Genomic DNA, 15,298 nt, shown 5'->3' on the forward strand with positions numbered 1-15,298 from the left:
CGGCGATCTGGCGATCCGCTCGTCGGACACATCAAGCAAAGAATGAACCACTGAAGATCGCAAATCGAGGGAGCAGAGGTTGAACGGGTTGCGGTCGGGCTGCGGCGTTCGGGGAGCCCGGTTGCCGGGCACCCGCATTCCATGGCTTTGGTGACAGCCCTCTGACTGCCCTTCAATCTTCGAATGCGACGCCAAGTCGTGGCAGCGGGCCGTCACCGACGACAGCGCCGTTCAGGCGGAGTCCGCCGCACCGTCCGTACCACTGAGCGGCAGCCAGGTGGTGATCGTGGTACCCCGGCCCTCTTCGGAGCGCACCTGCGTCCGGCCGCCGTGGTTCGCCACGATCGTGTGCACGATGGTCAGCCCCAGTCCGGTTCCCGGGATGGCCTGCTCGGTGGCGTTCGAGGCGCGGAAGAACCGCTGGAAGAGCTTCTCCTGCTCGGCCGCGGGGATGCCGATGCCGGTGTCGCTCACGCTCAGAACCGCCTCCCCGTCCTGCGCGTCGGCCCGTACGCTGACCGTCCCGCCGCCGCGGGTGAACTTCACCGCGTTGGACAGCAGGTTCATCAGAACCCGGTCGAGTTGTTCACCGTCCGCCTCCAGCACCAGCGGCTGCTCGGGGCAGTACGTCTCCAGTCCGACCGAGGCGGCCTCGGCGGCCGGTCTCATCGCGTCGGCCGCCGAAGTCACCAGCTGCCGCAGGTCGATCGGTGCCTTGTAGGAGGAGAACGCTCCCGACTCGATCCTGGAGAGCGTGAGCAGGTCCTCGATCAGTGCCCGCAGCCGGTTGGCGTTGCGGTCGACGACGTCCAGCATGCGCAGCTGGGACGGGGAGAGCGGATCGGTGTCCTCGTCCTTCAGCAGCTCGATGTATCCCACGATGCTGGTCAGCGGGGTGCGCAGCTCATGGGAGACGGTGGACAGGAAGTCACTCTTGGCCTTGTCCAGGGCGCGCAGTTTGTCCACCAGGCCTGACTCCTTCTCGTAGAGAAGGGCGGTGTGCAGCGCCCGGCCGACGCCGCCCGCCATGGACTCGGCGAATTCGACGTCCACCGGACGCCAGGGGCGGTCTGCGCTGGTTCGGGCCACGGACACGGCACCGATCGGTTCCTCTCCCACCCCGATGGGGATGATCACCGCCGAGTCCAGGCCCAGCGCCGCCGCGGCGGCGCGGTTCTCTGCCGGCATACCGGTCTTCCCGAATGAGCCGGGGGCACCTGGCATGGGCCTGGTGTCCGACACGTACTGGGACAGGTCGGTGGCCAGCCAGGGCGTTCCCCGCCGGTAGTGGTCGCGGACCACGTCGGCCGGGAGCGTCGGGATGCCCCTTCGCTCGTCGTCGGACAGCAGGCCCCGCTCCGCGGACCAGACCCGGGCCAGGGGAAATCCGGAGCCGCCGTCCTCGGCGAGGAGGATGAAGACGTAGTCTGCGGCGAGGACCTCGCCGATGCCGTTGCACGCCTCGTCGAGAACGTAGCCGACGTCGAGGCGGTCCCTGATCCTGATGCCGGTCTCCTTCGCGACCGTCGACAGTCGCTGCCGTTCCAGCTCGACCGCGCGCAGCCGGTCCCTCTGGTCCGCGAGCAGGTTGACGGACCGCGCCACCGCCCGAATCTCCTCCGGCCCCGTCACCTCGGCCCGGGCCGCATGGTCTCCGGCGGTGAGCCGGCCGAGCGTCCGCTCGGTTCTCCGCAACGGCCCGGTCAGGGCGCGCGTGGTGTGCACCGACGTGTACACGGCCAGGGCGAGGGCCGCGACCAGTGCGGTGCCGAACCCGGCGATGCCCGCCCGGATCGCGGTGTCGGCGCGGTCCTCCAGACGCTGCTCTTCTTCGCTCATCCGTTCATCCAGGCGGGCGTTGGTCACCTCGAACGCGTTGAAGCGCTGAGAGGCCTCACGGGTGAGCGTGACGGCCCGCGCGCTGCCCGGGGTGGTCTTCGCCTGGTCGTCCGCAACGCGCAGATACGCCTCGATCTGCCGCTGCTGCGTCGTGAGATCTTCTTCGTCCAAGACCTTGTGCGCACGGACGTCGCCGCTGATCGACGCGATGCTCTCCCGGGCCGCACGGAAGGCAGCGAGCTCACTCCGGTCGCCCGTGACCAGGTAGCCCCGCATCGAACGCTGCGCGCTGATACCCGCGTTGAGCAGGCGCACGTTGTCGTCCTGGGCGGGGAGCACTTGGTCGGTGATCCGGTCGCGCTGGCTTTCCAGCGCCAGCGCGCCGATCAGCGTGCTGGCCCCGCACAGGGCGATCAGCAGGGTCAGCAGTCCGAATGCGAGGCCGAGCCGGTGCGCCACCCGGCCGCCGTCCTGTCCGAAGGCACGGGTCATACACGATCACCTCCTTTCTCCCTCACCTGGCCGGGAGATTCGAATCCGGCCCGGGTCATGGCCCCCCACACCTGGGGGGACTTGCGCAACCCGTCCCACATGCCGCGCAGCCGCCACCACGCTGTCAGCTGGCGGTATCCGATGTTCTCGGCCACCACCCCGACGAGGCCTCCCCAGACGTCCCGCCACCGCGTGAACCGGTGGAAGGCGTACTCCTCCACCGCGACCGACACCATGCCGACGACGACGGCGTAGATGTAGGCGACGACCAGGAAGCGCCACAGGAAGTCCGCGTTCACCGCGCCCATCAGGACGCCCAGGGGCACGAGAACCAGCCCCGCGAGCTCCACCAGCGGGGCCAGCAGTTCGAAGACCACGTAGAAGGGCAGTGCCAGCAGGCCGATCCGGCCGTAGCGGGGGTTACCGATCATGCGGCGGTGCTTGAGCAGGATCTCCGTCAGGCCGCGGTGCCAGCGCCGCCGTTGGTGGGCCAGGACCTTCAGCTTCGAGGGCGCCTCGCTCCAGGAGATCGGCTCGGCGACGAAGACGATGCGGTAGTCGCGGCCCTGCTCGCGCATGTGCTTGTGCAGGCGGATGACCAGTTCGGCGTCCTCGCCGATGCAGTCCGGGTCCATCCCTCCGACCGCCACGACCGCGTCCTTGCGGAAGAGACCGAAGGCCCCGGCGATGATGAGCAGGCTGCCGAGCTTGGACCATCCGGTGCGGCCGAGCAGGAAGGCGCGCAGATACTCGACGACCTGAACGCGTCCGAGCAGGTCCGGGGGCACACGCGCCTCGACCACCCGTCCCGCCACGACGGTGCAGCCGTTGGCGAGGCCGACCACGCCGCCGGAGGCGACCACCCGCTGCGGATCGTCACAGAACGGTTTGGCCACCGCGAGCAGCGCCTCGGAGTCGAGGATCGAGTCGGCGTCCACCATGCACACCAGCGGGTAGCGCGCCAGGTTGATTCCGACGTTGAGCGCGTCGGCCTTGCCGCCGTTGTCCTTGCGGGCCACCACAAGGCGTACCGGGCCGCCCCTGGGCAGATGGACTGAGGTGACCCCGCCGCGTACGGGGATGTCGTCGGGCACCACGTACTCCACCTCGGCCAGGTCGAAGGCTTCCCGCAGGGCGTCCAGCGTGCCGTCGATGGAGCCGTCGTCGACGACGACGACCTCGAACTCCGGGTAGCGCAGCAGCAGCATGGCCCGTACCGCTTCGGCGATGCCGGCCGCTTCGTTGTGCGCGGGCATGATCACGGAAACGGGTGGGGTGAGAGGACTGGTGGCGGCCTCGTCATGGCCCGCGAAGGGAGCCCTGCGCAGCGTTCTGACGAACTCCCCGAGGGCGATGAGGATCAGCACCAGATAACTGGTGTTGATGGCCAGGAAGTACACGATCACCACGCTGTCGCACACAGTGATCACCGTGTGCAGCGCGCCCAGTAGCGACGCCCACGGTTCGCCGGTCGCCACGCTCACAGCGCCACCTCGGCGCGAACGTCGTGGCGGGCGGCCCCGACAGCCGATTCGGCGAGCACGGCTCTGGCCTGGGCGGCGGCCGGTCCGCGGGAGCGGTCGTCGGCCGCCGCGTGCAGCTCGGCCCGTCCTTCCGGGCCGAGCTGCAACAGTGCGCGAGCCGCGGTGGCGGCCACATGCCGGTCGGGGTCGCCGAGCAGCTCCGCCAGCGGGCCCGTCGCGGCGACGGCTCCCAGAGTGCCGAGGGCTCCGGCGCCCACCATGCGCAGGGCGACCGGCCGACCGGGCCGGACGGCCGCCAGCAGCGGCTCCAGGCCCTCGGGCATGCACAGTCTGCCCAGCGCGCGTGCCGCTTTGACGCGGACTTCGATCTGGGGGTCCTCGCGCAGTGCACGGGCGATCTCGGATGTATGGGAGACCACGCCGGTCGCGCCGAGGACCTCGATGGCCACGGCTCTGGCGAGAGGTTGCGGGTGTTCCAGCCCCGCGGCCACACTCCGCTGTGCCTGCGGCCCCAGGGAGACCAGCGCCCTGATGACCGCGGCGGGCGGCACGGCCCGCGGTCCGTAGAGGGACTCCAGCAGGTACGGCACGGCCTCCGGCCCCCCGCACCGGCCCAGCGCCCGGGTGGCGGCCAGGCGTACCTCGGGGTCGCGATCGGCCAGCAGACGGCACAGCGACGGGGCGGCGGGGCGGTGGCTGAGCTGACCGAGCACCTGCGCGGCGCGCCCCCGCCGGGCCGCGCTGCGGCTCGACAGTTCGGTGACGGCGTCCACGGCGGCCCCGCGCAGCTCGTACAGGCGCACCAGCGCCGCGCGGGCCCCACCGGCGACCTTGCCTAGCAGCGTGGTAAGGGTCGGCTCCAGGGCGGCCCAGGTCCGTCTGTCGATCTCCGCCAGCCGGTTCAGCAACTCGGTCTGCTCATCCCCCTCCGCGCACAGAAGCTCCAGCAGGGAGCCGCGCACCGGTGCCGCGATCCGCTCGCGTCTGCGCTCTCGGTGCCTGCGGACGAAACGGTTGGCGACGATCAGCAGGCTCAGTGCCAGGACGACGGCCAGCAGGCCCAGCAGCGCGCCACGGACGAGGCCGGCGGAAATCACCGTTCCACCCGGTTGAGCACCGCGGTGACCCTGCTGGAGAGCTCTCGCGGGCTGAACGGCTTGATGATGTAGTCGTCGGCTCCCGCCGCGAAGCCGACCTCGACGTCCGCTTCCTGAGAGCGGGCGGTGATCATGATGACGGGGAGTGTCGCGGTCTGGGCCATGGCGCGCAGCTCCCGGCACACGTCCAGGCCCGACATGCCCGGCATCCGGATGTCGAGCAGTGCCAGGTCCACGGTGTTCTCACGCGCTGCCCGGAGCGCCGCCATGCCGTCTTCCACGGCCGTGACCTGGTGACCGCTCTGGGTCAGCTTGAACGCCACCAGATCCCGGATGTCCGCGTCGTCGTCAGCGATCAGGACATGAGCCATTACTCCTCCTGGGACTCCTGGGACTCCTGGGCCACAGAGCCCCGGTAGGAGTCAACGAGCCGCACCACGGCCGACTGCCGGAACGGCTTGGGCAGCACCTCGTCCGCGAGGCCGTTCAGATCTTCCGGGTCGAGCACCGAGGTGACAACGAGACGGCATCTCCTCGTCCGGTCGTCCGCCCGCAGCCTGCGGACGACCTCCCGTCCGTCGATGCCGGGCAGCATCACGTCGATGACCGCGATGTCCGGCGGATCGGCAAAGGCGAGGCCGAGCCCCTCTTCGCCCGAGTGCGCGACGGCCACGGGGCATCCCCGCTCGCGGAAGTGCCGCTCCAGCAGAGCGCTCACATCCTGGTCGTCGTCGATGACGAGTACGCGAGGTGGGAACATCACCGTCCTGTCCACGAAGTCGGACTGTCAGTCACAGGTTAGAACCGTTAGTTAACCTTCACCACATATGACCCACTGGCCCCATTCGGGGCACTCCGCGAGGAAGGCAGGGCAGCCCCGGCCCGAGGCATACGCCGCGCCCGAGGGGCGCCTGACGCCCATCACCCGGAGCCGGTGGACCCGGGCGTCATGCCTCCAGGGCGCCGGGCAGCGCGACGAACAAGGTCAGCGTGATCCCGCGGTCCTGGCGAGGCGGCGGGCGGGCAACGTGGCGGTGGGCATCGGGAGGCTGTCAGGCACGGTGCGGCGAAGGCGTCGCACGTACTGCGCTCGCGGCATGAGGATGCCGCCGAGATCGCGGACGTGCGGGCTGTCCCGCTGCGCGTCCAGCAGCTCGCCGCCGGCCTGCGCGAAACGCGCGGCGAGGTCGCTCACCGCCACCTTCGAGGCGCCGGGACGCTGGAAGAACATCGAGTCCATGCTGAAGACCGAGCCGATCCTGAGGCCGAAGACGCCGCCGATCAGATCGCCCTCCTCCCACACCTCGACGCTGTGAGCATGACCCAGCTCGTGCAGGCGGACCAGGCTTGCGATCAGCTCTTCGGTGAGCCACAGCGGGACACGGTCGCCGCGGCATTCGCGCACGACCCGCTCGAACCCCTGGTCCAGGCTGGTCGACCACGGCAGCCCGTTGCGCAGCCGCCGGGCGAGGCTACGGCTGAGATGCGCGGCAGGGACGGGCAGCACCGGCCTGGGGTCGGGTGACCACCAGGAAACGGCGAAGGGATCGGCCGGCTCCTGCTCCCCCACGAGCGGGATGCGACCCTCCTGCACCTGATCGGCGAAGACCACCTCATTGAGGGCACGGGTGTACTCGTCGGATGCCGGGAACGGATAGACCCCGGCGCGGTACGCCGCCAGGAGGCCGGCGGGGCTGAGGTCGGCGGAGAAGGCCACCGGGCCGTCGGCGGCCGCTCCCAACACGTCCAGCGCATCCCATCCAGGGCACCGCGTCACCACCGTGCCGCTCCCTGCCCCCGGTCGGTCACCGGCCCTGCCTGCTCGGCCTGTTGCAGGAAGTCGATGAAGCGGTCCATCATCTGCGTGTCCACGGGCGGAATGCCGATCCCGGCGTCCACCAGTGCCCGCTCCGCGTTGTCGCGGGTGAACTCCGGGAAAACCCCCTGGAAGTACATCTCGCTCACGGTGATGTCGGCGCCGTGGCACAGGTCGACGAAGAGCGGGACGAACGGTGTTATCGCGTCGGTGGGGTGTCCGGCCGCATACTTCACCAGAGCGGCGATCCACTCTGCGTACGGGATCTCCTGGACCGGATACCCCCGTTGGCGCATGCGCTCGGCCAGCGAACCGAGCAGTGCGGGACGGGGGTTGGTGAGGTGATAGACCTCGCCGCGCGGGGGACGGCGGGTGGAGATGTGTCCGATCGCGCGGACGAGGCGATCGGCCGGCAGGAAGTCCAGCGGCAGCCGGACGTCAGGGCACAGACCGGTCCGCGCGATGAAGCGGATGAGGGCGGCCATCTCACTGTTGGTGTTCATCACGCCGGTTCCGCTGCTGCCCGCGATGTCCATCAGACGGTAGACGGCGACCGGCAATCCCGCGCCGGATGCCTTCTTCAGCAGCGCTTCGGCGACCCACTTGGTCTCCACGTATCCGACCGACAGATACTCCGCAAAGTCCAGCGGCGTGCTCTCGGTCACCTCGTGCACCCCGGCTGGCCCGAATCCGGCGAGCACCGCCATGCTGGAGGCGAAGTGGACGGGGACGGCCCTGCCTGCGGCGAGGCGGATGATCTCGTATGTTCCGTCGACGTTGACCGCGCGCAACTCGTGGTACGGGTAGATGAAGTTGACCTGGGCGCCGAAGTGGTAGACGGCGTCGATGGTCGATCCCAGCTCCTCGAACCGGCCGGGAGGCAGCCCCAGTCCGGGCTTGCCCAGGTCGCCGACGACCGGCTGCACGCGCGTGCTGGACAGATCCCTGAGGACGTACCGCTGGTGGCTCGCGCGGATCATCTCCATGCCGTGCCGCTCGTCCGAGGCCCTGACCAGGCAAAGGATCCGTCCCGTCGTGCTGCGCAGCAGCTCGTCGATCATGTGGGCGCCGCAGAATCCCGTCGCCCCGGTGAGAAGGACGTCACCGGAGCGGCGGTGATCCGGAGCCGGCCCGTCACGGCCCACCTCCGGAATGCGCCGATCGGTCTCCGAGGCGAAGTCGACGCTCAAACCGCCCGGGCGGGTCAGCGTGCCGGCGCGTGCCTGGCGCACGGATTCGGCGAACGCGGCGAGCATCGGCTGCCGCAGCAGTGAACGGGTCAGGTCGCGGATCTGCGTGACGCCGATGCCGAATACGACGCGGGTCCGGGCGAGCATCTCCATGGCCAGCAGCGAGTTGCCGCCCAGCTCGAAGAAGTCATCGTGCGGACGGACGTAGTCCACACCCAGGATCTGGCACCACAGCTGGGCCATCCCCTGCACCACCGGACGGTCGTCGGCGCCGTCCGTCGTCATCGGCGCGGCCCCGGATTCCGGTACGGCCTTGCGGTCGAGCTTTCCGCTGGGCGCGACGGGCAGCCGCTCCACCGCGTGGAAGGCCGCCGGGATCATGTAGCCCGGCAGGACCTCGCTGAGTGCAGACCGCAGCCGTGCGCGCTGCGCGGCCTCGCCGCCGGTCGGCGGCGAGGCGGGCGTGTAGTAGGCGACCAGGTCCCGGTCGCCGTTGTCACGCGTCCGGGCCACCACCATCGCCTGGCCGACCTCCGGACGGGAGACGAGCGCGGCCTCGATCTCCGCCGGGTCCACCCGGAACCCGCGGATCTTCATCTGGTCGTCGACCCTGCCCAGCACCTCCAGGTTGCCGTCCGGGCGCCGGCGGCCCAGGTCCCCGGTGCGATACATACGGTCCCCCGGCGCACAGCCGTGCGGATCGGGCAGGAACTGCCGTGCGGTCAGGGCGGGTTGACGCCAGACGCCGCGCGCCAGACCCTGCCCCCCGATGTAGATCTCACCGCGCTCGCCCGGCTGCACCGGGCGCAGATCGGCGTCGAGCACATGGACGTGACTCCCCTCCAGGGGCCGGCCGACCGGGGCGACGGCAGTGTCCGGCGCGGCGAGCACTTCCTGATTCAGTTCGCAGAGCGTGGAGGTGATGGTGGTCTCGGTGAGCCCGTAGGCGTTGACGAGCCGTACGCCGGGGATCTTGCGCAGAACGGCGCGGCAGTCCTTCGCGGTGACGATCTCACCGCCGACGATGGTGAGCCTCAGCGACGCGAGCATCTCGCTGCGGTCCGCGACGGAGACGACCCGGTGCCAGTACGCGGGGGGCAGGTCGGCGACGGTGATCCCGTACTCGGGCAGGCGGCGCAGCAGGTCGGTGGGCGCCCACGTCGGGGTTCCGGCGAGGATGAGCGTCGCGCCACTGATCAGCGTGGCGAAGATCTGCTCCAGTGAGGTGTCGAAGCCGAGCGCCGCGGCGTGCAGCACCCGGTCGGAGGGCGTCAGTTCGTAGGCCCGGACCACCGCCGTGAGGGAGTGGGCCAGCGACCGGTGGCTGATCATCACCCCCTTGGGCGGCCCGGTGGAACCGGAGGTGTAGATCACGTAGGCGAGGTCGTCCGGACCGGGGCCGGGTGTCGGCCGCGACGCCTCCGGCGGCTCCTTCGCAGCCGGTTCCTCGGCCGCCTCGGCGTGGACGATCCGTGCCTCGCACCCGGCGAACATCGGGGCGTGCTCGCGGCTCGTGATGATGAGGCGTGAACCGGTCTCACCGACCAGTGTGACCATCCGTTGCGGCGGGGTCGCCGGGTCGAGCGGCAGAAACGCGCCTCCGGATCCCAGCACCGCCAGCAGGGTGACGATCAGCTCGGGCACGCGGTCAAGGCACACGGTGACGACGCACTCCGGGCCGACGCCCCACTCCCGCAACCGGTCGGCAAGCCGGTCGGCGCGACCGCTCAGCTCGGCGTAGCTGAGCCGACCGTCGTCCGAGAGCACCGCGAGAGCGGACGGCTCACGCGTCGCTCGCTCCCGCACCAGCTCGGGCACACTGCCCGGCCAGGTCTCCGGTGACCGCTCGGCGCGGGCACTCGCGGGCCGCATGTCGGTCCAAAGGCGCTCGACCAGAGCCCCGCACCACGTGTCGGACTCCGGTCCGCCGATCCGATGCCACCCGGCCGGAATCCGGCGGTCCGCGGGCCAGACCGCGTACTGCTCCTCGTCGTTGCGCAGCACGACGCACGGTGCAACCGACTCTGCCGTCCGAGGATCACGTTCCGTCACCTCGAGCCTCCTGCCTCGCGCGGCGTCCTGCGGAGCACGATCTGAACTCCTGGCGGGAAGGGGCCGCCGCCATCACTGGTTCCCTTCCGCGGGCCTCACAGGCAATTCGGCCAGACTGCCGAGCGGCGGTGCGAGGACCAGTTGCCCCGCCTCCTCGGCACTGACCGGTTCTGCGAAGAGATAGCCCTGCGCCAACCGGCAGCCCATGGAGATCAGCAACTCCTGCTGCCTCACGTTCTCCACCCCTTCGGCGATGACCGTGAGGCCGAGCGTGTCCGCGAGATGTGCGATGCCCTCGACGAGGGCGTACTGTTCCGGCGATCGCCCGAGTTCATCGACGAACGATTTGTCGATCTTGAGTATCGAGATGGGGAACTCACGCAGATAGCTCAACGACGAGTAGCCCGTTCCGAAATCGTCGATCGCAATACGAATGCCGAGCTCTGTGAGCGCATTCATCTCGCCCCGAATACGCTCGTCGTTGTACATCAGCACGCTCTCGGTCAGTTCCAGCACGAGAGACGTCGGTTCGATGCCTGAGAGATCCAGGGCGCGCCGGACCACGTTGTAGAAGTCGTCGTCCCGGAACTGTCGCGGTGACACATTCACGCTGATGTACGGCGGTTTGCGACCGGCCGTCCCGTCGCGCAGGACGGAGCCCTCCCAACGGACCGCCTCGGCCGCGGCCTGGTCGAGCACCCAGGCGCCCAGGGGGACGATCTGCCCGCTCTCCTCGGCCAGCGTGATGAACTGCTCCGGCAGAACCATGCCGCGCGTGGAGTGGGGCCAGCGAACGAGCGCCTCGAAGCCGGCGATCTGACCACTGGCCAGCTCCACGATGGGCTGGTAGAGCACCAGGAACGACGTCTCGATCGACGAACTGTCCAGGGCCTCCTGCAGATTGGCGCGCTCGGCCATGCCGCTCTGCAGTTCCGGGTGGTAGCGGCGCCATTGGCGCTTGCCCGCCGTCTTCGCCGAGTACAGCGCGAGATCGGCGTGTGTCAGCAGTTCGACCGAGTCGATGCTGTCTTCCGTCGTCGCGACGCCGATGCTGGCGTACGTGCTCATCGGCCCCACACTGAGCCGGAACGGTTCGTCGAACACGCCCATCACGTGTTCGGTGAAGCGCTCCACGCCCTCTGTCCCGACGGAGCCCTCCACGAGCAGTGCGAATTCGTCACCGCCGATGCGCGCGGCGGTGTCGGAGGCACGGACGGTCGTCTGCAGCCGGAGTGACAGCGCGACCAGGAGTTCGTCGCCCACACCGTGGCCGTGGATGTCGTTGACGACCTTGAAGTCGTCCACGTCGATGAAGAGCACGCCGACCACCGTGCCGTCACGCTGAGCCTGTGCCAGGGCGTGGTTGACCCGGTCCTGGAAGAGCACGCGGTTGGCCAGATTGGTGAGCGAGTCATGGAACGCCTGGTGGGTGAGTTCGCGCTCGAGTTTGCGCTGTTCGGTCACGTCCCGCAAGGTGAGCACCACTCCACCGACGGTCGCCTCCTCCCGCAGGTCGCTCCACTTCAGCTCGACCTCGATGGACGACCGGTCGCCGCGGAGCACGCGCCAGTGTTCGCGCCCGGTCTGCGGCTCGCCCCTGCGTATCCGGCCGAGCGTCTCGACCACCGCGCGACTGTCCTGCGGTGGTACCAGATCGACGAGGAGGGCGCCCTCCAGGTCCGGCAGGCCGAGGACCTGGTCGGCGGAGGGGCTGGCGTAACGGACCCGGTCGTCCTCGTCGAGGATCAGGATGACATCCGAGGCGTTCTGCACCAGCGTGCGGAAGTACATCTCGCTGTTGCGCCGGTTGACCTCGTGGGCGAGGGTGACCCGCTGCGCGGCAAGTGCGGCCTGCGCGGCGAGCGTCACCAGCGTGTCGCGGAGCACGACCAGGTCGTGCTCCTGCCCCGCCACGATCAGCACCCCGATCAGCGGGTCGTCCGAGGGATGACCCTGCGCGGCCAGCCGGCAGACCAGCGCGTGGTCGTTGCGGGTCGGCTCAACCGTGAGGTGGTCGACAAGGGCGGGCCCCACACCGTCGAGGGCCACCAGGCGGTTCTCGCCGGACGCGATCAGTTCCCGTACGGCTGCGGTCGCCCGCGTGGCCAGGGGCCCGCGTAGGACGCTGTGGGCCCCGTTCACCCAGAGTGTGCTGTCCGGCAGGGTGAGCAGCGCGGAACGGGGCGGGCCGACCGGCATCAGCTGCGTCACCGCGGAGTGGACTGCCTCGGCCACGTCCCGCAGCTCGCCCGCTCCGCCCAGCGCCGACACCGCGTTGCGCAGCGCCTTCTCCCGGCCGACCGCCCGCCGGTGGGTCGCCACCACCCCCGCCAGGCGGTAGAGCACGAGGAGGAAGAGCACCGCGGAGAAGACCCCGATGACGCCGACGTTGGACCTCACGCCCCGCACCGCCTCCGTCAGGAGGATGGCGGGCGCGATGAGCGACGCCAGAGTGAGCAGGGCCAGCCGGCCCGTGCCGGTCTCGGCTCGCCATGGCAGCGGCTGCGTCAGCAAGCGCATGGACGGATGGAGCGCGGCAGCCGCCCAGGCGCCGTACAGGACGGCCCAGCCGAGTTCGACCGCGCTCCCCGTGCGCCACGTCCCGTTCAGCTGGATCAGGCCGTACAGCACGTCGGCGGTGAGCAGGCCGACGGTGCCCGCGGTGAGCAGCATGAGCGAGCGGCTCTTGCCGCCACGGCCGACGAGCAGCCGCAGCAGCATCGCCAGGACGAGGATGTCACCGAGCGGATAGGCGATGGCGAACGCCTTCTGCACCCAGGTGAGACCTGCGGCGCGGGCGTACGGATCGATGAGGAAGAGCCACGACAGCAACGCCAGGCCGACGGTCAGCGTCAGCGCGTCGACGAGGCTCGCCCGGTCGCGCCAACTCGTGCGCCAGTGCACAAAGCCCAGGAGTCCTGCCGCATAGAGCGGATATGCCGCGAGATAGAAGCCGTCAGCGATCGACGGGAACGGGATCTCTTCGTTGAGCAACTGGATGAGAATGATCTGGGTGGCCTGGCCTGCGGCGAAGGCGAAATTACCCGCGGCGAGAAGCAGCCAGGGGAGTCGATGCGCCGGATGGTTGAGAAAGACACCGAGGACGATACCGAAGACGCCGGTCGCTCCAATGGCGAGGAAGAGCAGCCGCTGTTCCGGAAATGCGTAGTAGAGCGCCGTCAGCACGACGATACATGAGCTGACAACGACCATCGCAGTTTGGCTTCGCAGTCGCGCGTTCATCCCAACTAACCTCCTGAGAGGACCATTTGTCGGGCGGGGTGAGCTGGGCGAACGGCACCGGTGCGGCGAAGAGGCCAGTGAAACCGAGCTGACGAAGGAGAATTGCCCGGCCCGGGCCGGGACTCGACCCTGATCGCCTGTGAACACGTTTTCCGGTGAACATGGCCTCCGGTATACACGCTCACCGTTATGCTGGCTACTTCTGCACCGAGGCATCGACGTGCCCTCATCCAGCTTACCGGGATTGCTCTTTCTCGCACGCTTGCAGCGAGATACGGCGTCGCCTCGCGCAATACCACGACATGCGCGAAAATGCAGGTCGCGGAGACCCGACCCGGTCCGGTTTCTGCGACGGTCGGCTCCTGACGGAAGGGTGCAGGCCCGTGCTGACCGACTGCCGCAGAACCTCTCCTCCTTCAGGTAGTTGGCTCTTTTCCGCGGCGGCCGTCGTGTCACGCCTTCCGATGTTCCTGATCGGCGGCATCGTCATGACGCTGTCACAGCTCGGCGGTCAGGCGCCCGAACTGGCCGTCATTCCCGGAGCCATGGCGCGGCGGCGGGGCGTACCCCGGCCCCGGAGGTCCGTCCGTCCCGGCGGTGTCGGGAGAAGACACCGCCCGGAGGTCCGAGCGCCGGGCTCAGCCGCCGCGCCGCACCCGGGCCGCCCTGCGGGCCTCCGCGAGCTTGCGGGCCTCGCTGCTCTTACGGGACGACCTGCCACCGGAGCCGCTCTTCGCGTCCTTGGCGCTGCCCAGGCCGCGGAACGGGGCGTTGTGGTTCTTGGGGCGCGATGCGGCCGACCCGCCGTCGAGAGGCTCTCCTGAAGGGGCCCTGGCCCCGGTGATCCGGCTCAGCTCCGCCTCGCCGGACCGCACCTTACTGACCTTGGGAGCAACTTCGGCGTCGGCCATGACCTGGCTCGTCTCACGGCGCTGCCCCGACAGGACGAGGGTCACGACCGTGCCGCAGCGCCCGGCCCGAGCCGTGCGGCCCGCGCGGTGCAGATAGTCCTTCGGATCGGTGGCCGGGTCGACGTTGACCACGAGGTCGAGGTCGTCGACGTGCAGGCCGCGTGCGGCGACGTTCGTCGCCACCAGCGAGGTGACCTGACCGTTCCTGAACTGGGCCAGGGTCCGGGTGCGCTGCGGCTGGGACTTCCCACTGTGCAGGGCGGCGGCGGCCACGCCGTTGGCCCGCAGATGCCGCGTGAGCTGGTCGACGCCGTGCTTGGTGTCCAGGAACAGCAGCACGCGGCCGTCCCGGGCGGCGATCTCCGTCGTCACTGCGTACCGGTCCGGGCCGTGCACGACGAAGACGTGGTGCTCGATCGCGGACACCGCGCCGGACGAGGGGTCCACGGAGTGGACGGCGGGGTCGCGAAGGTAGCGCTGCACCAGCTGGTCCACGTCGCGGTCGAGGGTGGCGGAGAACAGCATCCGCTGCCCGCCGGAACGCACCTGGTCCAGGATCTCGGTGACCTGCGGCAGGAACCCCATGTCACACATCTGGTCGGCCTCGTCCAAGACCGTGATGCGCACCCGTCCCAGCCGGCAGCCGTTGCGCTCGATGAGGTCGTGCAGCCGGCCGGGCGTGGCGACGACGATCTCGGCGCCGTCCCGCAGCGCGGTGGCCTGCCGTCCGATGGACACTCCGCCCACCACGGTCGCGAGCCGCAGTCCCAGCGCCTCGGCGTACGGGGTGAGCGCCTCACCCACCTGCTGCGCCAGCTCCCTGGTGGGCACCAGGACGAGCGCCAGCGGCTCTTTGGGCTGAGCACGCCGCCCGGCCGTCCGGGCGAGCATCCCCAGCCCGAAGGCGAGCGTCTTGCCGGACCCGGTGCGGCCCCGGCCCAGGACGTCCCGCCCGGCGAGCGCGGCCGGCAGCGCCGCCTCCTGGATGGGGAAGGGAACGGTCACACTGTGATCGTCGAGCACTCGCAGAACCTCGGCCGGGAGTCCCAGCCCTGCGAAGGAGGCCGCCGAAGGCAACGCCGAGTCCTGTCGCCCGGCATCGCGGGGTGCTGATTCGCTCACGGAAAGCCTTCCTCCGAGGAAACCGTACCGAGGAAGGCGCGGCGGGGACGCG

At 69.8% G+C, this 15,298-nt stretch carries 9 protein-coding genes; all 9 read right to left on the reverse strand.

Annotation, left to right across the window (positions count from 1 at the left end; translation table 11 throughout):
- Positions 1-231: 231 nt before the first annotated feature.
- The 9 genes from HNR57_RS23320 to HNR57_RS23360 all read right to left on the reverse strand — a co-directional run bounded on the left by HNR57_RS23320 (position 232) and on the right by HNR57_RS23360 (position 15,246).
- Positions 232-2,331 (reverse strand): ATP-binding protein, encoded by a 2,100-nt coding sequence (locus HNR57_RS23320; RefSeq protein ID WP_184562470.1) that lies wholly within the window; start codon positions 2,329-2,331, stop codon positions 232-234.
- The gene (locus HNR57_RS23325; RefSeq protein WP_221342908.1) at positions 2,328-3,815 is read right to left on the reverse strand and encodes a glycosyltransferase family 2 protein; all 1,488 of its coding nucleotides are present in this window, start codon (positions 3,813-3,815) and stop codon (positions 2,328-2,330) included. The genes HNR57_RS23320 and HNR57_RS23325 overlap by 4 nt, the downstream gene beginning before the upstream one ends.
- On the reverse strand, positions 3,812-4,912 hold the full coding sequence (locus HNR57_RS23330; protein ID WP_184562472.1) for a HEAT repeat domain-containing protein: 1,101 nt from the start codon (positions 4,910-4,912) through the stop codon (positions 3,812-3,814). The genes HNR57_RS23325 and HNR57_RS23330 overlap by 4 nt, the downstream gene beginning before the upstream one ends.
- Positions 4,909-5,283, reverse strand: coding sequence for a response regulator transcription factor (locus HNR57_RS23335; RefSeq protein WP_184562474.1), 375 nt, complete (start codon positions 5,281-5,283; stop codon positions 4,909-4,911). The genes HNR57_RS23330 and HNR57_RS23335 overlap by 4 nt, the downstream gene beginning before the upstream one ends.
- On the reverse strand, positions 5,283-5,687 hold the full coding sequence (locus HNR57_RS23340) for a response regulator (protein ID WP_184562476.1): 405 nt from the start codon (positions 5,685-5,687) through the stop codon (positions 5,283-5,285). The genes HNR57_RS23335 and HNR57_RS23340 overlap by 1 nt, the downstream gene beginning before the upstream one ends.
- Positions 5,688-5,897: 210 nt before the next feature.
- Positions 5,898-6,656 (reverse strand): leucyl/phenylalanyl-tRNA--protein transferase, encoded by a 759-nt coding sequence (locus tag HNR57_RS23345; RefSeq protein ID WP_313674489.1) that lies wholly within the window; start codon positions 6,654-6,656, stop codon positions 5,898-5,900.
- Between the two features lie 29 nt (positions 6,657-6,685).
- Positions 6,686-9,922: an amino acid adenylation domain-containing protein gene (locus HNR57_RS23350; protein ID WP_184562480.1), complete on the reverse strand. Its 3,237-nt coding sequence runs from the start codon at positions 9,920-9,922 to the stop codon at positions 6,686-6,688.
- Between the two features lie 120 nt (positions 9,923-10,042).
- The gene (locus HNR57_RS23355) at positions 10,043-13,213 is read right to left on the reverse strand and encodes a putative bifunctional diguanylate cyclase/phosphodiesterase (RefSeq protein WP_184562482.1); all 3,171 of its coding nucleotides are present in this window, start codon (positions 13,211-13,213) and stop codon (positions 10,043-10,045) included.
- 638 nt (positions 13,214-13,851) lie between these two features.
- Complete coding sequence (locus tag HNR57_RS23360; RefSeq protein ID WP_184562484.1) at positions 13,852-15,246, reverse strand: DEAD/DEAH box helicase; 1,395 nt, start codon at positions 15,244-15,246, stop codon at positions 13,852-13,854.
- Positions 15,247-15,298 lie beyond the last annotated feature (52 nt).

Origin of the sequence: Streptomyces paradoxus, from assembly GCF_014202475.1 — a bacterium.
Classification (GTDB): Bacteria; Actinomycetota; Actinomycetes; order Streptomycetales; family Streptomycetaceae; genus Streptomyces; species Streptomyces paradoxus.

Coding starts and splice junctions, on each gene's coding strand:
- HNR57_RS23355 (WP_184562482.1), bottom strand. CDS start 13,213: ATGAACGCGCGACTGCGAAGCCAAACTGCGATGGTCGTTGTCAGCTCA.
- HNR57_RS23320 (WP_184562470.1), bottom strand. CDS start 2,331: ATGACCCGTGCCTTCGGACAGGACGGCGGCCGGGTGGCGCACCGGCTC.
- HNR57_RS23335 (WP_184562474.1), bottom strand. CDS start 5,283: ATGGCTCATGTCCTGATCGCTGACGACGACGCGGACATCCGGGATCTG.